The organism is Thalassomonas sp. RHCl1 (assembly GCF_947387555.1).
GTDB lineage: Bacteria > Pseudomonadota > Gammaproteobacteria > Enterobacterales > Alteromonadaceae > Thalassomonas.
The window spans coordinates 21206-40979 of the sequence record NZ_CANDNZ010000016.1 but is presented as its reverse complement, the minus strand read 5'-3'; the positions used below and the strand labels follow the sequence as shown (position 1 = coordinate 40979).

General features: G+C 47.7%; 16 protein-coding genes. 7 read left to right on the top strand and 9 right to left on the bottom strand.

All coding sequences use genetic code 11. The annotated features are described in order from the left end of the window. The first annotated feature begins 5 nt into the window (after positions 1 to 5). Both QL234_RS27495 and QL234_RS27490 read left to right on the top strand, forming a co-directional pair. A complete protein-coding gene (locus QL234_RS27495) occupies positions 6 to 998 on the top strand; it encodes a lyase (RefSeq protein ID WP_281560959.1) in 993 nt (330 codons plus the stop codon). 246 nt (positions 999 to 1244) lie between these two features. Further along, positions 1245 to 4208: a S8 family peptidase gene (locus QL234_RS27490; protein ID WP_281560958.1), complete on the top strand. Its 2964-nt coding sequence runs from the start codon at positions 1245 to 1247 to the stop codon at positions 4206 to 4208. Between the two features lie 364 nt (positions 4209 to 4572). On the opposite strand, the gene QL234_RS27485 is transcribed toward QL234_RS27490, so the two are convergent. The 3 genes from QL234_RS27485 to QL234_RS27475 form a co-directional block, all read right to left on the bottom strand. Further along, a complete protein-coding gene (locus tag QL234_RS27485; protein ID WP_281560957.1) occupies positions 4573 to 5931 on the bottom strand; it encodes a lectin-like protein in 1359 nt (452 codons plus the stop codon). A 1278-nt stretch (positions 5932 to 7209) separates the two neighbouring features. Continuing rightward, the gene (locus QL234_RS27480) at positions 7210 to 7587 is read right to left on the bottom strand and encodes a hypothetical protein (RefSeq protein WP_281560956.1); all 378 of its coding nucleotides are present in this window, start codon (positions 7585 to 7587) and stop codon (positions 7210 to 7212) included. Between the two features lie 332 nt (positions 7588 to 7919). Continuing rightward, positions 7920 to 9842 carry a lipase maturation factor family protein gene (locus tag QL234_RS27475; protein WP_281560955.1) on the bottom strand — a complete coding sequence of 641 codons (1923 nt, stop codon included), beginning with the start codon at positions 9840 to 9842 and terminating at the stop codon, positions 7920 to 7922. A 164-nt stretch (positions 9843 to 10006) separates the two neighbouring features. Between QL234_RS27475 and QL234_RS27470 the strand changes: the two genes are divergently transcribed. Then, on the top strand, positions 10007 to 10303 hold the full coding sequence (locus QL234_RS27470) for a DUF503 domain-containing protein (RefSeq protein WP_281560954.1): 297 nt from the start codon (positions 10007 to 10009) through the stop codon (positions 10301 to 10303). Positions 10304 to 10339: 36 nt separating this feature from the next. On the opposite strand, the gene upp (QL234_RS27465) is transcribed toward QL234_RS27470, so the two are convergent. From upp (QL234_RS27465) to upp (QL234_RS27450), 4 genes are read right to left on the bottom strand one after another with little or no spacing between them, the layout of a single operon-like run. Further along, positions 10340 to 10972: a uracil phosphoribosyltransferase gene (gene upp, locus QL234_RS27465; protein ID WP_044835687.1), complete on the bottom strand. Its 633-nt coding sequence runs from the start codon at positions 10970 to 10972 to the stop codon at positions 10340 to 10342. 59 nt (positions 10973 to 11031) lie between these two features. Next, positions 11032 to 12261 (bottom strand): URC4/urg3 family protein, encoded by a 1230-nt coding sequence (locus tag QL234_RS27460; protein ID WP_281560953.1) that lies wholly within the window; start codon positions 12259 to 12261, stop codon positions 11032 to 11034. After that, positions 12258 to 13511, bottom strand: a complete 1254-nt coding sequence (locus tag QL234_RS27455; protein WP_281560952.1) for a GTP cyclohydrolase II — start codon at positions 13509 to 13511, stop codon at positions 12258 to 12260. The genes QL234_RS27460 and QL234_RS27455 overlap by 4 nt, the downstream gene beginning before the upstream one ends. A gap of 10 nt (positions 13512 to 13521) precedes the next feature. After that, positions 13522 to 14160 carry a uracil phosphoribosyltransferase gene (gene upp / locus QL234_RS27450; RefSeq protein WP_281560951.1) on the bottom strand — a complete coding sequence of 213 codons (639 nt, stop codon included), beginning with the start codon at positions 14158 to 14160 and terminating at the stop codon, positions 13522 to 13524. Positions 14161 to 14484: 324 nt separating this feature from the next. Here upp (QL234_RS27450) and QL234_RS27445 point away from each other — a divergent pair, with 324 nt between their 5' ends. Next, entirely contained in the window at positions 14485 to 15129 is a 645-nt protein-coding gene (locus tag QL234_RS27445; RefSeq protein WP_281560950.1) for a transporter substrate-binding domain-containing protein, read from the top strand. Positions 15130 to 15319: 190 nt separating this feature from the next. After that, positions 15320 to 16369, top strand: a complete 1050-nt coding sequence (locus QL234_RS27440) for a kelch repeat-containing protein (RefSeq protein WP_281561026.1) — start codon at positions 15320 to 15322, stop codon at positions 16367 to 16369. A gap of 66 nt (positions 16370 to 16435) precedes the next feature. On the opposite strand, the gene QL234_RS27435 is transcribed toward QL234_RS27440, so the two are convergent. After that, complete coding sequence (locus QL234_RS27435) at positions 16436 to 17674, bottom strand: SGNH/GDSL hydrolase family protein (protein WP_281560949.1); 1239 nt, start codon at positions 17672 to 17674, stop codon at positions 16436 to 16438. Positions 17675 to 18075: 401 nt separating this feature from the next. Continuing rightward, positions 18076 to 18450, bottom strand: coding sequence for a hypothetical protein (locus tag QL234_RS27430; RefSeq protein WP_281560948.1), 375 nt, complete (start codon positions 18448 to 18450; stop codon positions 18076 to 18078). Between the two features lie 442 nt (positions 18451 to 18892). Here QL234_RS27430 and QL234_RS27425 point away from each other — a divergent pair, with 442 nt between their 5' ends. Continuing rightward, positions 18893 to 19249: a VOC family protein gene (locus tag QL234_RS27425; RefSeq protein ID WP_281560947.1), complete on the top strand. Its 357-nt coding sequence runs from the start codon at positions 18893 to 18895 to the stop codon at positions 19247 to 19249. Between the two features lie 123 nt (positions 19250 to 19372). Next, a complete protein-coding gene (gene hspQ / locus QL234_RS27420; protein WP_281560946.1) occupies positions 19373 to 19702 on the top strand; it encodes a heat shock protein HspQ in 330 nt (109 codons plus the stop codon). Positions 19703 to 19774 lie beyond the last annotated feature (72 nt).

The following is a 19774-nucleotide window of genomic DNA, read 5'->3' as shown; positions in this document are numbered from 1 at the left end:
TTGTCATGAAAAACTTGCTATTGCCTTTAATATTGTTGTTTGCCTTTACACTGCAAAACAGTTTTGCAGCATCAAACTTACCGTCTTTAGCCAATGTTCAAGAATGGAAAATTAAATGGGGAGGTCGTCCCAGAGATCCTTTTGTTGCCCCTGACGGTAAAGTGTGGTTTTGCGGCCAGGCCGGTAATTATATTGGCCGACTTGATCCCAAAAGTGGGGAATTATCCCGTTTTGAAGTGCCTGAAAACAGCCATCCCCATAATTTAATAATCGATGGCCGTGGCGTGGTTTGGTATGCCGGGAACCGTAACGGTCATATAGGGAAAATTTCCCCGGGCAGCGGCGAGGTTGAAAAGTTCTTGATGCCAGAGGGAATATCTGATCCCCATACCCTGATATTTGATCAGCAAAACAATATTTGGTTTACCGCACAAAACAGCAATGCCATCGGCAAGCTTGATACCGCAACCGGCAAGGTTACCTCTGTTGCTGCAACACAAAAGCGCTCACGTCCCTATGGCATAGCCGTTGACAGTAACAATCAGCCCTGGTCGGTACTGTTTGGCACCAATAAAATAGCCAGTGTTAATCCGCGAACCTTTGTTTTGACGGAAATCAGTTTACCCCGAGAAAATGCCCGGCCCAGACGCTTGGTAATTACCCGGGATGATAATATCTGGTATGTCGATTATGCCGGCAGTTATTTAGGTCGCTATAACCCGAAAACACAAGCTTTTCATGAATGGAAAATGCCCTCATTTCCGGGCAGTAATCCTTATGGTATGGCAGTCGATAATGATGGACGTATCTGGATTGCCGAAACCGGGCAATCCCCCAATAAAATGATGGTGTTTGACAGTCAAAAGGAAGTCTTTATTTCTTCAACTCCCATACCATCCGGCGGGGCAATCCGGCATATGTATTACGATCACAAACAGGACAAAATATGGTTTGGCGTTGATACCGGTTTTATCAGTAATATCCACTTGAACCCTTAAGGGCCGGGGTCGTTATCCCTGGTTTTAGTGCCGGAAAAGCGATAAACCCCAGGTCTGCTCACGGCAAACTTTCTGTTTGTTTATGCCCGAACCGTACGTTTACTGCCAAGGCGGGAAATATTATTTATCAGGAAATAAAATCATACTGGAGTTCTTATTTTCATCGACTACATTTACTTCACTGTTTTACGGTTTATGCAGTAAATCACGACAATCGGAATGTCAAATATCCGGAGAAGTTTAGTGATGAAAAAGTTCGTTCAAATCACCGCAGTATTCGTTATGCTGCTCTTTGGCATAATGCAAACGCTTTATGCCGAAAACTACCAAGGCGTTAAAGAATCAAAACACGGCTCCTATATCGTCATGATGGAGCTTGATCCCGTCGTCAAGTACGATGGCAGTATTCAGGGCTATCCGGCGACAAAACTGGAGACGGGGAAAAAACTGAACGCCAACAGCGCCCATGTCAAAAAGTACAGTCAATACCTCAAGCAGACACATGTCAATGCCATGAAAAATGCCGGGGTCAACCGCAGGAAACAAGTGCATAGCTATTATCATGCCCTTAATGGCTTTTCCGCCTTACTCAGCTATAAGCAAGCGATAAAGGTATCGAAGCAAAAAGGCGTGGTGCGGGTCATACCCGATGAAATGCGCTATAAAACCACCGACAGTTCGCCTGACTTTTTGGGGATAACCGCTGCCGGTGGTGCCTGGTTAAAGGGTTATACCGGTGAAGGGGTTGTTGTCGGGGTTATCGATAGCGGCATCTGGCCTGAGCATCCTTCTTTTGCCGATGACGGCAGTTACAGTGTTCCCCCGGTGAGCCTAACCGGCAATAGTTGTGACTTTGGCAATAGCGCACATAACCCGTTAGATCTCGCCTTTGAATGTAACAATAAACTTATCGGTGCCCGGCAAATGCTGGAGACATATCGGGCATTACTAGGTGCCGCGCCGGATGAATATGACTCGGCGCGTGATGATGACGGCCATGGTACCCATACCGCGTCAACCGCTGCCGGCAATGCCGGGGTTGAAGCCAATATGTTTGGCATTCCCCGCGGCAGTATTTCCGGTATTGCCCACAGGGCACATATTGTTGCCTATAAAGGTTTAGGTAATCTCGGCGGTTTCAGCTCAGATCTGGCCGCCGCTATAGATCAGGCGGTAGCCGACGGTGTGGATGTGATCAACTACTCGGTTGGCGGCGGGGCCAGTTTAACCGGCGCCGATGATATCGCCTATTTATTCGCTGCCGATGCCGGGGTCTTTGTCGCCACCTCGGCAGGTAATTCTGGCCCGGAAGCAGGAACGATAGGCGGCCCGGCTTCAGTACCCTGGTTGACAACCGTGGGGGCAAGTACCCAGACCAGGATGTTCCAGGGGACGATTGTTTTAGGTGATGGCAGCACCTATACCGGTGCGTCGATAACTTCTGGTGTCGGGATTTCTTCTTTGGTTGATGCCGAGTTTGCCGGTGGCGATTTGTGTATTCCCGGTACATTGGATGCTTCCGTTGCCGGTAAAATTGTGTTGTGCCGCCGGGGGGCTATTGCCAGGGTGGCAAAAAGCGAAGCAGTTAGCCTGGCCGGCGGTGTCGGCATGATATTGTACAATAATAATGATGTTGATAACCTGAACAGCGACAATCATGCCGTGCCTTCGGTGCATATTGACCAAACCCCGGGGTTGGCCATTAAGGCTTATATTGCCGATGTTGCCGGTTCGGCTACGGCGCGCATTGGCTGTTGTGAAAACGGTGAATGGGAATCTGCGCCGTCTATGGCGATATTTTCATCGCGGGGGCCGGATCCAGTTGCACAGGATATTATCAAGCCGGATATTACCGCCCCCGGGCACATGATTTTAGCCGGCAACAGCCCGACCCCGGATCCGGGGTCTGTGCCGGGTGAATTGTTTCAGGCAATTTCCGGCACGTCCATGTCCAGTCCCCATATTGCCGGTATTTTTGCACTGATTAAACAGGCGCACCCTAACTGGAGTCCGGCGATGGCAAAATCAGCCCTGATGACAACCGCCCATCAGGATGTCCGTGATAATGATCGTGTCTCCCGGGCCGACCCCTTTGACATGGGGGCCGGGCATGTTAACGCCGGCGGCAAAGTCAATAAAGGGTCTATTTTGCAGCCGGGCCTGGCTTATGATGCCGGTTTATTGGAATACCTGGGATTTTTATGCGGCGCTGAGCCTACGGCTTTAAGCAGCCTGACGTGCCTGATCATTGATCTTATCGGCATCCCCACAGATGCCAGCGATTTAAACCTGCCCTCTATGGGGATTGCTGAATTAGCCGGTAGTCAAACCATTACCCGTACCGTGACCAGCGTAGCCAAAGAAAACGGCTGGCGTAAGTATACCGTTGAGGTCGATGCTCCGGAAGGTTATAAAGTAAAAGTCACCCCCAATAAAATTCGCCTGAAAAAAGGCCAAAGTGCCACTTATCAGGTAAAGATCACCAATATTAATGCCCCTGTCGGTGAATGGCGATTTGGTTCACTGAACTGGCGGGAGAAAAAAAATCGTTACAATGTCTACAGCCCTATTGCGGTAAAAGGCACTCTCTTTAGTGCGCCGGATCGTATCAGCGGCAACGGCGAAAGTGGTAGCAGTAACTTTGAGATTAAGTTTGGTTACAGCGGTCTTTACGCGGCAAATGCTCATGGCCTGGTGCCGGCAACAATCACTCACGATAATGTCGGGCAAGACCCGGATCAGAATTTTGACCCCGGTGACGGTTATGCTAATGCGCATGTGATTCCCGCCCTGGGGGCGGCGGTGCTGCGCATTGCCATACCGCCGGAGGCAACTGAAGCTGATGCCGATTTGGATGTCTTTGTTTACGATCCCACCAATACTTTAGTTGCCAGCAGTACTTTAGGCGGCACCGATGAAGTGATTGAAATTTCCCTGCCGATGGACGGTAACTGGACCGTTTATGTGCATGGCTGGTCTACGCCCGGAGGTGACTCTGACTACAGTATGTATAGCTGGCTGATATCCGCGACACCGGGGGGGAATTTAGTACTCGATAGTGCTCCGTCAGGGGCGACCTTAGGGGCGATAGAAACCATAGATGTCAGCTGGAGCGGTGCAAGTGCGGGCCACTGGCATTATGGCGCCGTTTCTCATGCCAGTAACCGTGGTTTGATCGGTTTGACCCTGGTTGAGGTAGATAACCGCTAAACTGTGGCATAAGTTTTTCAGCCGGTATCGGTTGATACCGGCTCCTTTACAAGGAGGCCTGATGGCCTCCATTTCTGGCCAAGGCCGTTATGGGAACAGCACCTCAATTTTCTCCCGGCTGCGCAGGTTTGCCCGGTTGCTGTCCCAGTCACCGTTGGAGTGCGCACTCTAGTCGTTGCCCTTGCCGATCCAGCTGCTGTTGAAATTGTCTATAGTATCGGCACTTGCGGCATTGGACTGGCAGCCTGCCATCAAAAGGGAGGGTAATAATTTGGTGGTGTTTTCATTTTGTTGCTCTTAATCATTATTGTTATAAGGTACGGGCAAAGACCTGCCCGTACCTTTTCCACGGTAAATTCAGCTTTTACCTTTGGCTCGGTGTGGTAAATACCCCTTCCTGAGTGCTGTCGGTATAGTTGAGCCAAACCTTAGTTTCGCCCGCTTCGTCGGCAATGCCGGCCAATACTGCATTCTCGATAGCGTTTCTGGGCACTTCAAAGTTCCAGCCGCTGCCCAGCGTCTGACAGGCCTGCTCTGCCCCGGCCCAGGTGGTACTGGTGGCAGACAGGGACCAAAGGTTATAGATCACGCTATTGTCTTTGGAGTATAGGTCTCCGCCGGTCCATTTACAGGCGGCACGGCGTGAGTTGGAGCAGGCGGCGTCATTCCAGCGATTGTCGGCATAATCGGTTCTTAATTCGGCGCAATCTTCGCCTGAGTGGGCGTCGTTGGGCTCGCCGTCATTCCAGGACCATTGGGCGTTTTCGCGGAAACGGCCGTCATCGGTGTGGACATCGTGCAGACCGATAACGCTTTTGCCGTCCTGCCAGTAACCGATCAGATCGCTGCCGGTAATATTTAAGGTAGATGAGGAGGTCGGATAGCCGTCTTTTTCCCAGACGCGCGAGCCGTTAAGGCTGCCCGGATTTTCAAAAATCCAGTCCAGCACGTTGTGGTTATCACTGCCGCTGTAGCCGGAGAAATAGATGACATAACGTTTGCCCTTATTGAGCAGGTGTTGCCGGGTCAGTTCGGATTCGGGGAAAGAAGTGGCTTTGTCGGCACCGACATTGGCGTCGCCTGGGAAGTCGTTTTTATAATCTGTGGGCGTGTAAATATGCTCGGCGCCGACGCGGCTATTCAGCTGATTTCTCAGATCTGTGTAATACTCACTGTCTTCAAGATCGCTTTCAATATAAATAACTGCGGTTCGGGTAGTGTTTTGCTCATTCATTTCCTCGGCCCATTCCCTGAGATCATCAAGTATCGAATGGGAATTAACCGAGTCCAGGTAGCAGAATTCGCCGTGGCAAAAATTGAGATCGAGTCCAGTGGTCCACACGTGATGCACATCAAGTTCGATCCATTCCACCCCCTCGTTCATCTGGCCCTTCACCGTCATTTCCTGCTGGGGCCAAAGATCTATGTTGTACGCCTCGGAGTTATAGGAGTTGTGCGTACCTAAAAAGCTGGTGTAATAAATCGGTACATCCAGCATCAAGCGTCTTTGCAGCTCCATCGCATACTTGGCCTGGGGATCGGAAGTGTTGTTGATGTCATACTCCAGGCCAAATTGCTGGAGCATAGCACCGGCATCCGTTGCCGCCGTAGCCGACTGAACACTGGTACCGGCAACGGCCATGGCGATCAGTAATTTTAACGCCCCGGCGCCTGTTGTTGCCGGTTTTTGTTTTATCTTCGAAAAGTAATTTAATATATTCATAACTATCCTTTTGCTCTATTTATTATCATTAATTTGACCATTTGAGTGTTTTACAAAAACAGTCACTCCTTGCTGCCATTGCCGGTAGCTGAGCATTTAGCATTGCTGTCAGCTGGCAGTAAAGCCGGATCGGTAAAGATGAACCGCCATCAAGCGGTGTTCATCCATACGAATTTTTCTGCTTAATCCATGTGTGTTCTTTATATTCAATAGTCTTATTAACTGAGCGAGTGCCGGCTTTATTAAAGGTAAATAGGCTGTAAAGGCTTAATCGGGAAGAAGCTGCACTTATTGGCGCTATGCGGCAAATAACCTTGTTCGAGAGGGCCAGTAAAAGGGGAATATCAGGACAGGCCGCGATTTTATCCAAGTGCGCATGTGTACCGACAAGCCAGGTCCCTTTTAGCGAATATGCCAGGTGCTGATGGTATTTCTCTATTTTATGTTTACATACCTGTTTGCATAAGAAATACACATTGCTAAGCCCGTAAAAAGGGAAAATGTATACTGGTGATCTTTCCATGATTCATATACCTGGTTGTTATTCGTTTTATGGGCGTATATTTTTTGCCGGCACTTGGCTATATGCATAGCCTGCCTGTTTTACCTGGTATAAGAGGGGGGGTTCTACCTGGTCCGTTGATGAAGCGGTTTATCTGGACGATACTTAATCAATTAAGCCTTGTCTAGCTTTTTTGTATCTATTAATAGGAAATTTTCATTCGGTAAAATTTACCGGCTAATTTTGAGTTGAATTTACTATTGCACTTGTATTTTCTGTATCGATTAAGCCTTGTTGGGGAAATAAAGAAACGAGAATATATGGCTTTTTAAAACGCCGGCATTGCACTGGCATAAGCAATCACTCAGTCCCGGGGGCTTTGATTAAAAGTGCAATTAACAAGGTCTGCACTAGTTTATTGTCTGTGGGTTATGAAAAGATGAAATTATCCAGGAGAGCAAAATGATGGGCAAAGCCGCATAACAGCAGAGGCTCCCATTATCCCGCCTTGCTGTACCCAGGCTTTAACTGACAGCCTCAAAGGTGGAGTCCTGGCTGTAGCAGAGAACTTAATGCCCTGCCCCGGTTTACTGGCTACTGGCTATTTTGCCAGCACCAGATAATTGGTAGTCGAATCAACCCTGGAGCTGTTTTGATAATAACATTTGTTATGATCGACAAATAAATATCCGAAAAAATATTGGAGGCTGAGCTGCCGACCGATGCCGTGCGGATGGCCTATCCAAGCAAACGGCTAGGATAAACGAATAAAATCATCACCTTATTCTCTCCAATATCATTTCACTATTGATGGAGACTAAAAAGCCGAGAATGCAAATGAGTAAACCGCAAACTTCAACCCAGTTGATATTTTTTGCCTGCAGCAGGGCAAATTGTAAAATAATTGCCATGACTAAGGCTCCCAATTTGGCATAGACAGACATCGCCGGATAACTGAAATATTCGACTCCCCTGCCGTAAAACATGGTGTAGCCTGTGGTGGCGACAATGGTCACAGGTAAAGTGAGCAGGGTTATTTTTAATGCCTTTAACACTGTGAGTGTCTCGCCATTTGCTTGTGCCTGTATGCCTAAAATATTTGGTACTTGTACCGCAAGGGTTGCTACTACAAGCCAAAAAAAACAAATCATCATAGTTGCGCTTTCATCCGCTTTTGAATAAGCCGTAATTTGCTTATTGTTATTTTTTATGTTTATTGAACTGCCGCCGGCTTTAGAAATTCCCCCGGATCTGCCGGGCTATGTGCTATCAGCTGCTATAGAGCACTTGTGAATTATTTCTCCCGGTGGCTCGTTTAACAGGTTGGTAACTAAAAGGGGAAATTTGTTTTGCATTAAAGAGTGATTTGTCCCGGCGTGGGCAGGTTTGATGAACCGGAAAGACCCCTGACTGTCCCGAGTAAGAGCAAGCCAGGGGAAATAAATGGCTATTGGCCAATTCAAAAAAGCAAGTTGCCTGTGGCCGTTTATCCGGGAGTATCAGTTGATCGACTGGCATATGAAGTAAATCCGCTACTGCCCGGTATTTGCTGGTGGTGAAACTTTATCCTGATCTGTCTGGCGGGAAAATATTCCCGCAGATATGTCCGTTGCCACCAGTTAGACGTTTGCGCTCGTTCCTCTGGGGTCGTGAATCGGTACTGGTAGAGTTTGCCCCGGACAAATTTGGGCGGCGCCCCGGCAAAGGGGTTATGTGAAAACAGGGACAATACCGGAGCTGAGTCGAGCAATAAACCGTAGATAATGCCATCGATCCAGGGGGGGATATGGGGGGCCTTAAGTGCGGCAAACCACAATTGCCAGTCAAGGCGGGGTTGGTGGGGAGTTGCCCATACCGGGGCCCTGGCAATATCACCCGCCTGGTAAGGTAACTGGTAGGCTTGCCAGTGAATGCCGTCGTTTGAGCCTTCAAAGATGATCTCCAGCCGCTCAGTGGTCATCACTGCAAAGACCCCGTAGCTATTTGCCAGGTGAAACGGGGCGCTCCAGCTTAATAAATTAAGGATTTTAGGTGGCAAATCAGCAAAACGCCCGGTGTAGGCCAAATACAGTGAGCTTTGCAGCAGATAAATTAAGGCAACAATGCTGGCCAGTGATTTTCCAGCTTTGTTGAGCTTAATGACTTTTTTGCTGACGCTATCCTTGCTTATGCTAAATACCGCTTTCGCTGTATTTTGGGACCTGGCAAAGAGGTGACATAAGCGATGTAAAAACTGGTCGTCGAGCAGGAGCAGGCACAAGCTCAGGGTGAGCAAGTTAAAAAAGTTATAATTGCCGGTGGCGATAATGCCCAGTTGCAACAAACTGATGGCAATAAAAGCAATTAACCTTGGTCGGCGCGGCATCAGGATCAGCAAGGGGATGACTAATTCTACGACAAAGGTGAACAGCACTCCCGCCCTGAGCAGGATCTCCGGCAACTGATGTGCATACCAGGCAAAAATGGTTGGCAAGGGCTGGGTTTGAAAGTGAAATTCCAGTGCGGTCAGCTGTTGCCAGTTAGGATCGTCGCTCAACAGTTTTACCAGACCGGATTGCAGCATAAAACGCAGCAATAACCAGCGATATAACCAGATAAAAAGCCAGGGACGCAGCGCTAAAAAAATGGCCAGGAAGCCGGTTTCCAGCAATAGGATATCCCACTGGTAGGCCATAAAGATCTGTCCGGCACTTACTAATGAAAGATAACACAGGTACAGTAACAACAGGCTTAAAGCGGGCAAGATATTAAACAGCAACAGCAGGGACAGCAGCACACCGGCCCAGGAGACGGCCAATATGCTGATATCGCTGTCGCTCAACCAAAAAATACTCGGCAACAGCCAGTATTTTTCCCGTCCCAGGCTTTGGCTGACTGCCTCGAAGTGATCTGCCAGCGGTAATATGCCTTCTACCCCGATTAAGCCGGGGGCCTGCACCGCAAAGGAGCTAAACGCTGCCAGGTAGATCAAGGCCAACAGCCGCAAAAATACGGCTATGGTGAGCGTGTAAACCTGAGGCTGAAGTGAGGATCCGAACAGATATCTGCACAAGCGATAACAACCGTTTCTATGCTTTGCTACCAGACGATAGAGGCTTTCGCTAAGCCAGGCAAACAGGGAAAGATTACGGTAGCACCAAAAGTAAAATGTTGAATAACCGCCAAGTGACAGGGTTTTAAACGCGGCTTCGGCGCCGGTGAGGCGCTTGCCGCCTGGCAGCAATAACTGGATGGCTGCTTGAAACTCGGTTTCGCTGATCCCGGGGTAGTCTTGCTGAACCTCTTGGTAGGGACGGTAATGGATGCGATCGCCTGTGCACAGCCGGGCATAATCCACACAATACCGGCAAAAGGCGCAGTCGCCGTCGTAGATCAATACAGGTATTTTATCCGGGCTAAACTCAGGCATAGTATTGACTGTAAAAGTAAAGTAAAACCGGACAATCACCAGATTATACCGGCGTAGATGATGTATTAAGTTAAGCCGATATTGGCCATGAAAGGTAATTTATCCTAAGGTAAACTTTAGTGAGTGTTCATGGATATTTTAAGGATAGTGGACAAGAAGCTGTTATGTCAGAGAAAGGTTTTTTTATCAAGTTGATTGAGATAGAGCTGATGATCCCCTGTGCCCGGTCCCTGAAGGAAAAGCGCAGTAAATTGCAGGGGCTAAAAGAACACATTCGGCAAAAGCATAATGCCTCGGTGGCGGAAATAGGCTACCAGGATAAGTGGCAACGAGCCGCTCTTGCGGTTTGTCTGGTGGGGACGGATAAACGGCAACTGATGTCTGTTGGTGACAGGATCCACACCTTGTGCGAGCAAGGGCGTGATATTGAATTACTGGACTTTTCCCATCACTGGCTTTGATACCAATAAACCGTTTGTTGTGCCTGTTTTTTGTATTCAGGCATCCTTGGTTTTATAAAGCCGGTCTCCGGCATCTCCCAAGCCCGGCAGTAAATGGCCCTTCGCGTTTAAATCCCGCTCTTTACTGAGGGCGATGATTTTAACGTCGGGATGAAAATGATGCAGTTTTTCCACCCCTTGCTCTGATACCAGAATGCACAGCATAGTGATCTTGCCGACCCCGTATTGTTTCAAGCGGTCGACACAGGCAATGGCGGTATCTCCCGTGGCCAGCAAGGGGTCGGCCAGCAGCACCTGTTTGCCGGCAGAGGTTTTCGGGAGGCGGAAGTAATATTCCACGGTATTTTGAATAAACCTGTCCCGGTAGATGCCTATGTGTCCGGCACCGGCAAAGGGCAGCATGTTCAGTAAGCCGTCAAGCATGCCATTGCCGGCGCGCATAATGGAAACGATAATTGGCGAGTCTTTCACTTCCTGCCCCTGCATTTTTTCCAGCGGGGTCTCGATATCGACTGGCTGCAGTGCCAGCTCACTGGTGCTTTCATAAGCCAGCAGGCCGCTGATCTCATTGAGTAGCCTGCGAAACTCAGATGACTTGGTCTGTTTGTTTCTCAGCAAGGTTAATTTATGCTGTAGCACCGGGTGACGTATTATTGTTAGATTTTCCATGGTCTCAATTACCCTGCTTTGCTTATTATTACTTTGGGGTGGCTGTTGGTTGGGCATATTTAAAAAACGGTGCCGTCGCTGTCGAGTTTGAGTGGTGGCGAGCCGTCGCTCCTTAACGCTTTGGCGGCTTTTCTGCCCGCGTGCCAGGTTCCGCCTTCCAATACTTTTGCCAGCGGCAACTCGGCGGCGGATAAATGCAGTTTTTCCCGTATTTGCCCGGCGATTTTATCCAGCAATACCAGGGTTAATGCGCGCCATTCTATGATGAGTTCACTGTCGGGGCTGTGTAGCAGCTTGGCCTGGCTTTTATATTTTAGCTCGATTAATCCCCTGTCCAGCAGCAGGCCACCATTGCGATATTCTGCCAGTCCGGTGAGGTTTTCTACACCGCTCACTTTTATGCCGGCCTCTGTTATAGGTTCAATTAACGAGTAAGTCAGCCACTGGGACAGTTTATGGAAAGGCACCAGGGCGGAAAGAGGATCCTGGCTTTGCAATAACGGATATTCCCAGACATCCCCCAGGCAGGTATCGCCTATGCTGATCCTGCCGGGCCAGATCTCACCAAAACCGCTCAGTACCAGGCTGAGAATATGTTCTGCACTGATGTTTTTACCATGTAAGCGGATTAAGGCATCTACTAAATTCCCCGGCCGCTGCTGGTGAAAGATTTCTGCTTTGTTACTCAGGGCCCGGCCCAGGGCGCGCAGTAAATTGACCCGGCCGTCGATGCCGGTTAACGGATTGTTGTCACTTACCTGAAAACCTGTGATTAATTGCTCACGGCTAAAGGCGGATAATGTTTTGGCATCTGCCTGAAAAGGCTTGTTGGGGTTACTGGAGAAGGCGCCGGATATAAACATATCGAAACTGGCAATGGCGAGCCCTTCGGAGCGGCTGAATGCTTTAGCGCTTTGCGCCTCTTTATAGTGCCACTGCTCCCCTGCCCCGGCATCGAGCAGCACCGAGATCAACACCAGATCTATTTTTGCCCGGGCCTGGTCCGGGGCGGACAAGGCTTTTATTTTCTCGTTTAACACCTCGGTGCGCTTGATGCCGCCGGCGTTGAAATGAGACCAGCGGGAATGAAAAGGGATATTGAGGTCCGGATAATTCTCTTTCATTTCAGCAAGCACGTAATCGGCAACCTCAGTCAGGCGATCAAGTTTGATGTTGAAATTGCCATGTCCGTCCAGGCTGAGCTGGTAGATTTGCCAGCACCGGCTTCTGATCGCTTGTGGCGTCAGTAAGTCTTCAACCCGGTTTATCGCCTGCTCTTCGCCGCTCATGATAGGTCCCGCCCTTTGACTTTTTCCAGTTCTTCTGCGGTTAACGCCTCATCTGCGGTAAAATACCCGGCAGCTTTTTTCGCTTCAATTTCTACCTGGGCATCGTCGGGGATCAATTCATCGGGTATAGAGATCCTATGCTTTACTTCGATGCCGGATTTGATGATGGCGTTGTATTTCATGTTGCTCATGGACACCAGGCGGTCGATTTTTTTGATCCCGAACCAGTGCAGCACATCCGGCATAAATTCCTGAAAGCGGGCGTCCTGGACGCCGGCTACGCATTCGGTGCGCTCAAAATAGGTGGCGGCGCTGTCACCGCCTTTTTGTCGTTTCCTGGCATTGTAAACCAGTAATTTGGTAACCTCTCCCAGGGCACGGCCTTCTTTGCGAAAATAAACAATCAGGCCAACGCCTCCCTGCTGGGCGGTTCTTACCGCCTCTTCTATGCCGTGCATCAGGTAGGGACGGCAGGTACAAATGTCAGAGCCAAACACATCCGAGCCGTTACATTCATCATGGACCCGGCAGGTTAATTCCTTACTTTTATCGGCAAGGTCGTCAATATCGCCGAAAATATAGGCGGTGGTACTGCCAATGGGTGGTAACAGTATTTTTAAGTCCGGCCGGGTGACCAGCTCGGGGAACATGCCGCCGGTTTCCTGAAACAGAATTTTTCTCAGCTCTCCTTCGGCAATGCCAAAACGTTTGGCGATACCGGGTAAATACCAGACCGGCTCTATCGCCACTTTAGTGACAAAGACATCTTTGTTGCTTTTAACAATTTTATCGTCCGGTTTCAGGCGCCCCTTGTCAACGGCATCATAAATTTCCGGCAAGGTCAGATGGGCCTGGGTAATGGCAATGGAAGGCTGGATGTTATAACCCTGCTCCAGTTCGGGGCGGAAAACATCATCTATGCTGGCGCCCCAGGGGTCGAGGGAGATAATTTTGTCGCCGTCAAACCAGGAAGCTTTGGGCGTGATATTCACCGTTGGACTGGTGTTGGTCAGATCCGGGATATGATCCTGGGCAAAGGAGCCGGAAGCAATCGACAGTGCCCGGTAAACAGTATAACTGCCGCTGTGGGAACCGATGGCATTGCGTTTTGCCTTGCTGGAAATCGTGGCGATAACGGCGCCGCGCTCCCTCGGATCTTCGGCGCCCCAGTTGACCGGAGCCGACTCTTTAAATACCTGGTTGGCATGGGAAGTCAGGACGACATGCGCCGGTTTGCTATATTTTTTCATGGGATCTTCCTCAGGTACCAAAATACCTGTCGCCAAAATCACCACATCCGGGCACGATATATTTTTTGTCATCCAAAATCGGATCAACAACTTCGGTATATACCTGCACTTGTGGAAATTCCTGCTGCAGCTTGTTGACGGCTTCCAAAGCACAAAAAACAGCAATGATCTGTATATTATTTAAATTATAGCCCTGTTGTTTGAGCATCCCCAGGCTATAACACATGGTACCTGCGGTGGCGATCATCGGTTCGAGGATAATAAATTTTGCCTGTTCGCTCACTTGCGGCGGTACCTTAAACAGATAAGGCTCGGGCATGGCGGTTTCTTCGTTGCGTTTTACCCCGATGGAGCATAACCGGGAATTCTCGATGCGCTTCATAAAAACGGGTAACAGGCTTAAACCGGCCCGGAATATGGGGGGTAAAATGACCTCTTGTTCGATATATTGCAGCGCCATGTCATCGGCAATCAAATTAAACAATTTGTCGGCGTTTTTGCGAAATTCCTGGTAGGGAAGCGCCCTGTCCCTCAGCTGTTCAAGGCATAAGGCGCGTTCACTGCCTGCGGCATTCTCCGTACGTGCAAAGCAGGTGACATTGGCAGGTAAATCAAAATGAGGGTTTTGATCATTGGCTTGATCGTCCATAAATAGTTCCCTGAATATTTGTTATGATTAAAAACTATTATTATTCAAAGATTAATAGAGCATTTGGGTTTCAACAAGTTTCTGGAAAAATATATTGCTCAGTGTTTGGAATAAAAGCGCTTGAGGCAGATAACTGTCTTTGCCTTTAAAATATAGAAGAGGAAACCAACATCAGCCGTGAACAGTCGATTGATGCTATTGAGCTTGCCGTATTTTTATGAGGCTCTTATCGCGGCTTGAGGGGAAAGTATGGCAAAGTTGCTATTGGTATTGTGTTGCTTTTTTATTTCGCCTCTCTCTTGCGGCGAAGCTTTCAGGATAGCTTTGATCCAAAATACACCGGATCAAAAAGTTGCGGCACAAGTGCTCAAGGTGATTTATCAGCGATTAGGCATTGCGGTAACATTTGTTGAATTGCCGGGAAAAAGGGCCCTGGTCGAATCCAGTAGCGGTCAGCTGGATGCGGAAGCCCAGAGAATTTACCGGATCGGCGAGCTATATCCTGATCTGTTACGTGTACCTACCTCTTATATGACCTGGGGAGTATCGGTCTTCTCAAAAAAACACAACTTCAAGCTCACCGGATGGCTTTCCCTCAAAGGCTATACTGTCGCTATGGTCAGGGGGATGAAATATGCTGAAATCGGCCTAAGGGATGCGCAGGTGGATAATGTGGTTACGCTCGATGATGTCGGCGAAATGATGAAAATCCTGGCGGCTAACCGTGTTGATTTTGCTATTGCTTCGAGCTTCAATGGTGCTCTTCAATTGAAGGTGTTGGGCATTGAAGATATCGGGCCCTTATCTCCCGAGCTAAGTCAATTAAAGCTTTATCATTATCTTCATAAGAAGCACCGCCAGCTATTGTCAAAAATTGATGCCGTGATTAAGTCGATGAAAAGGACGGGAGAGCTGAAAAAGTTACAGCAGAAATTTATCAACGAGCTGTTGAATAATGAAGGAGCATGACGGTAAATCCGGATTAAGGAACGAATACTTGTAGCACTTGTGTCTTGATACCCTTACTTATCTGAACAATATTTCGCGCAAAGGCAGCTTTCAATTTTAGAATTCAGAAATTTCTGGTAGCTATGCGCCCAGGACAGTAAACTGGCCGAATAATCTCTAATCCTTCCCGAAAAAGAATATGAAGAAAATAATGTTTTTCTCCCTGGCTTTGCTTAGCGCCGCTGTCGGTGCTAATACGTTTCCGTCTTTGCCTGAACCCGTTAGTAATAATGCCGTAGCTAAAGTAGAGACAGAGGATAGCCGGTATTTGCTCAGTTTTATGGGCTTAGGGCCGGGAAAAGATCATCTGGCGGTTCATAATAAAGTGTGGGCATTAAAGCTTGGCCAGGAACAATGGCAGGAAAAAAGCCCTGTGCCCGGCAGTATTGAACCTGTAGGCCGCCTGGCTGCTGTCGCCGTTGGCGTAGGCCGGTTTGCTTACCTCTTTGGCGGTTATACCGTTGAAAAGTCGGGCCATGAAGTCTCTTCTCCCGATGTTTATCGTTATGATGTTCAAACCGATAGTTACCAGCGGCTTGCCCCTATGCCGGTACCTGTGGATGACAGCGTCGCCCTGGTCTATCAAAACCGTTATATTTATCTGGTCAGTGGCTGGCATAATGACGGCAATGTTAACCTGGTTCAGGTATATGATATTGAGGAAAATCGCTGGCAGCAGGCATCGCCTTTTTTAGGGCTGCCGGTTTTTGGACAGGCGGCAGCGATTTCCGGCAACACTATGTTGGTATGCGACGGTGTGGCAATCGTGGCGCATTTGAATAAACGCCGCAGTTATAAAGGTATTGCCCAATGTCTTAAAGGAATGATTAATCCTGAAAATCCAGCGAAAATCGATTGGCGGGTGATCAAACATCCCACGGGGAAAGGCCGTTACCGTATGGCGGCGACATCAACAGGCGAAGATATCGTTTTTATCGGCGGCAGTACCAATCCCTATAATTACAATGGTATAGGTTATGATGGCCGGGCATCTGCAGCAACAGATGCTATTTGGCTTTTTAATGCCGAAAATGATCGCTGGCAAATCTTGAAGTCTGGCGATAAAACTATGGATCACCGGGGTCTGCTGGAACTTGACGGTAAACTGATCACCCTTGGCGGTATGGATAATCATCAGCAGGTGCTTAAAAAAGTCACGGTGCATGTAACATCGTCAGCACAGCTTAAAGTGAACTATTAATTGCCTGAGTGCAGACCAAGGGCTGTAACACTTGTCCCCTGGTCTGTATTAATAGCGAACTATGGCTCAGAAATTAAACGCCGGCAATAAAGTGTTAACCACTTCTTCGGCAATCACGCTATGGGCCTTGGTTGTCGGGTGGGTAACGCCCCAAAACAGATAGCTGTCTGAGCCGTAGGTGGCACAGTCCGGGCGTAAGGAATGGCTGAGCAAATAATCAATCGATGAACTGCGGTTGATATCCAGACAGGAGTCGGTCGCATTGCGCAGGCCATAATCTTGTGGCGCCTTGATCACATTATCGAATAATGTACTGGTATCATATAGGCCGATATTATAACCCTGTGCCTGATAGCGGGCGACTTCTTCGCCGATAAAGGCATTAAAGGCGGCTATTTTTGCCTGCACTTCTTCGGCTTTGCCTGCTTCGGCATATTTAAATTGCGGTGCCTTGGATGCGTCGGGTAAATTCAGGATCACCATGTTTTCTATGCCGCTGGCGGTTAACCTCTGTAGCGCTTCGGCAAAATCATCGCTGACTTCGGCTACGGTGCGGTCATCGTTGACAAAATCATTTAAGCCGAATTCCAGCGTGAGCAAAGTATCCTTGGGATCATAATTTTTCGCCAGCTGCATATATTCCAGATAGGAATCGATTTGACCGCCAATACCGGTTAATACGCCGTAGCTGTCTTCACCCTCGGCACCGCCGATAGCCCAGGTATATACCGGTATGTTTTTCGCCTGTCCCAGGTATTCCGTCCATACCAGGCCGTTAGAAAAATGCCCCAGGAACCAGGAGTTATCATTCGGGAACAACCATTGTGAGGCGTTATAGATATTGCCCGTGTCTGAGATACTATCACCGATACTTACTATTTTGTTGATTTTACTCTGGTTATCATTGTTGCTGCTGGTGTCGTTGGTCCAGATGGTATGGTTAAAGGAAAAGCGGTTGTCGGCGGCAAAAAAAATGACATCCGCCGCTTTCGCGTCAACACCCAAGGTTTTTTCACAACGCTCCATTATCGTGGCATTGTCGGTATTGGTATAGAACATGTTTTTCCAGGAGATGCTGGAATACCAGTAACCGGATAATTTGTAATAGCTGCCATTATCGTTTCGTGCCCATTCCCAGTCGGTTGCACTTTGATCGTGATTTTCTGATGGACGGTACCAGCACCTGACATAAGTGGTGGTGGTATCGCTTTGCAGCTCTTTGATCTTACTGGCTGATAATTGGTCAACATCCGCAAAGCTGTAGAATGGTAGGAGGAGTAGTGAGGTTAATAGGTATTTTTTCATTATTATTTCCATCTTTTTCTCTACAGGGATAAATAAAACCTTCATCCCTGAACAATATAACCACTTGTTATATATATTGTTTTAGATATACATCATGATATATCCCCAACCGGTTTAATCAGATGCTGAGCAAATGCGCTGTCAGCTTCTTTTACACCGGGTCGGGCAAATTAACATCAAATAGCAGGAAAATCATACAAAAGAAACGTAAAGATTGTGTAAAGATTTACACCGGTTGTTACCTTAATTTCGCTGGAGAACGTGTGATTTCTGAGCTGGCAGCTGTTTTCACTCGTGATAATTTCGGCAAGCATTTTCAGTTTTAAATTGCTCTCATGGCAATTTACGGATAAAAACAGACAAAAATGTCCGGAAAAATTCAACTTTAAGGTTCCGAGCGGTTAACTGAATGATCCTTCAGCCCCTCTTTGCTTTAAAATGCGTCTGATGTTTGCTACGCCGGTCTTAAATTGTTCGGAGAGCTGAGGTAGGGTTTTACCGGCATCTTTTTCCTGACAGATGCTGATATTGCGGTATTTCATTAACAGGGCTTTTGGTACCCAGATATCGCCGCAGCCGAAGTGCTCAACCAGTTTTATGGCCGGGGCCAAACCTATCGCATTAATGATTGCTTTGCTTGGTGCTCGTGCCGGTATGTACAGATAACTGGCACTAAAGGCCCGTTCAAGTCGGAGTGTGGCGTCAACGCCGATAACATCAATAAGTTCTTGCTCACATACCCGGTGGTTATTTTTCACTTGATTCATTGCTAACATAATTTTCCTTAATCAGGGGATGTATATAAACAGCGGCTGTCATTCATTGGCTTACTGAGTGATTGTTTTTAAAGATAAACAAATCACAATAAAGTTGAGAGGTCTAAACATTATTGTGTGAACATCCGAAAAGTACAATTATAACAGTGCCTTGTTATTTCAGTTTTTTACAGGAACTGCTGTTTTTTAATGATGGGAAGTTTACATTCCTAAACTAAACTTGTCCAGGTAAAAGTTTAGAGTTTTAAACTTTGTTTAGAGTTTAGTATCTTGTTTTAAATCAGACATGGCTTGTACACTTAGAGATACCTGCACTTTTTGTTAATTTTCATCAAGATGATGGCATCACAAATTTAAATGAAATTTGTTAACTTCAATCGCATATGTTCAAATGATATTCGAACATAAGCTTATATGCATACAGATAAAAAGGAGAAGATTTATGCCAGCAGCTGATAAGATCAATTATGTTGAATTTCCGTCACGAGACTTAGCCGCAACCAAGGCTTTTTTTGAAACTGTATTTGGCTGGGCTTTCCAGGATTTTGGTCCAGACTATAGCGCTTTCACCAATGAAGGATTAGACGGCGGTTTCTTTAAATCCGAGTTGATTTCTTCCAGTGGTCAGGGCGCGCCTCTGGTTGTTTTATTCAGTAATGATCTTGAGGCGAGCTTGCTAAAAGTAGCAGCTGGAGGCGGTACTATCAGCAAGGAGATCTTTTCTTTTCCCGGGGGGCGGCGTTTTCATTTTACCGAGCCCGGCGGCAATGAATTAGCGGTATGGTCTGATGGCGAATAAGCATACCGGTAATAATTAAAATGGGCTAAAATTTAGATAAAAACTACAGTAATATTAACTTTTAGCGGACGATGCAGCTTAATTGTCAAAAATTCACGAGAATCAACAAATGGGATAGTTGAAATGACAGCAGCAAATAACATTGTCAGCGTAAAATTTTCTGTAGGAGATCTGGTACACCATAAGCTCTTTAATTATCGTGGCGTTATTGTCGATGTCGATCACAATTTTCAGGCGACTGATGACTGGTATGAAACCGTTGCCAAAAGCCGTCCGCCAAAGGACAAGCCCTGGTATCATGTGCTGGTGCACCAAAGTGCCAGCTCCACCTATGTTGCAGAGCGAAACCTTAGTGGAGACTCAAGTTCTGAGCCCATCATGCATCCTATGCTTGAACATTTCTTTAGCACCTTTGATAATGGCAAATATGTCAGAAATGAACCGGTTAACTAGCTGATAAGCTAAATGCCACAGACGGTGGGGATCTTGATGCCTGCCGCTAATGCCTACCCTGGCCAGATAAGG

Excerpts from the sequence above, each read along its gene's own strand:
- QL234_RS27495 (WP_281560959.1), top strand. The coding sequence starts at position 6 with ATGAAAAACTTGCTATTGCCTTTAATATTGTTGTTTGCCTTTACACTG.
- QL234_RS27480 (WP_281560956.1), bottom strand. The coding sequence starts at position 7,587 with ATGATGATTTGTTTTTTTTGGCTTGTAGTAGCAACCCTTGCGGTACAA.
- hspQ (WP_281560946.1), top strand. The coding sequence starts at position 19,373 with ATGACAGCAGCAAATAACATTGTCAGCGTAAAATTTTCTGTAGGAGAT.
- QL234_RS27430 (WP_281560948.1), bottom strand. The coding sequence starts at position 18,450 with ATGTTAGCAATGAATCAAGTGAAAAATAACCACCGGGTATGTGAGCAA.
- QL234_RS27475 (WP_281560955.1), bottom strand. The coding sequence starts at position 9,842 with ATGCCTGAGTTTAGCCCGGATAAAATACCTGTATTGATCTACGACGGC.
- QL234_RS27485 (WP_281560957.1), bottom strand. The coding sequence starts at position 5,931 with ATGAATATATTAAATTACTTTTCGAAGATAAAACAAAAACCGGCAACA.
- QL234_RS27435 (WP_281560949.1), bottom strand. The coding sequence starts at position 17,674 with ATGAAAAAATACCTATTAACCTCACTACTCCTCCTACCATTCTACAGC.
- QL234_RS27425 (WP_281560947.1), top strand. The coding sequence starts at position 18,893 with ATGCCAGCAGCTGATAAGATCAATTATGTTGAATTTCCGTCACGAGAC.
- upp (WP_281560951.1), bottom strand. The coding sequence starts at position 14,160 with ATGGACGATCAAGCCAATGATCAAAACCCTCATTTTGATTTACCTGCC.
- QL234_RS27455 (WP_281560952.1), bottom strand. The coding sequence starts at position 13,511 with ATGAAAAAATATAGCAAACCGGCGCATGTCGTCCTGACTTCCCATGCC.
- QL234_RS27440 (WP_281561026.1), top strand. The coding sequence starts at position 15,320 with ATGTTTTTCTCCCTGGCTTTGCTTAGCGCCGCTGTCGGTGCTAATACG.
- upp (WP_044835687.1), bottom strand. The coding sequence starts at position 10,972 with ATGGAAAATCTAACAATAATACGTCACCCGGTGCTACAGCATAAATTA.
- QL234_RS27460 (WP_281560953.1), bottom strand. The coding sequence starts at position 12,261 with ATGAGCGGCGAAGAGCAGGCGATAAACCGGGTTGAAGACTTACTGACG.
- QL234_RS27490 (WP_281560958.1), top strand. The coding sequence starts at position 1,245 with ATGAAAAAGTTCGTTCAAATCACCGCAGTATTCGTTATGCTGCTCTTT.
- QL234_RS27470 (WP_281560954.1), top strand. The coding sequence starts at position 10,007 with ATGTCAGAGAAAGGTTTTTTTATCAAGTTGATTGAGATAGAGCTGATG.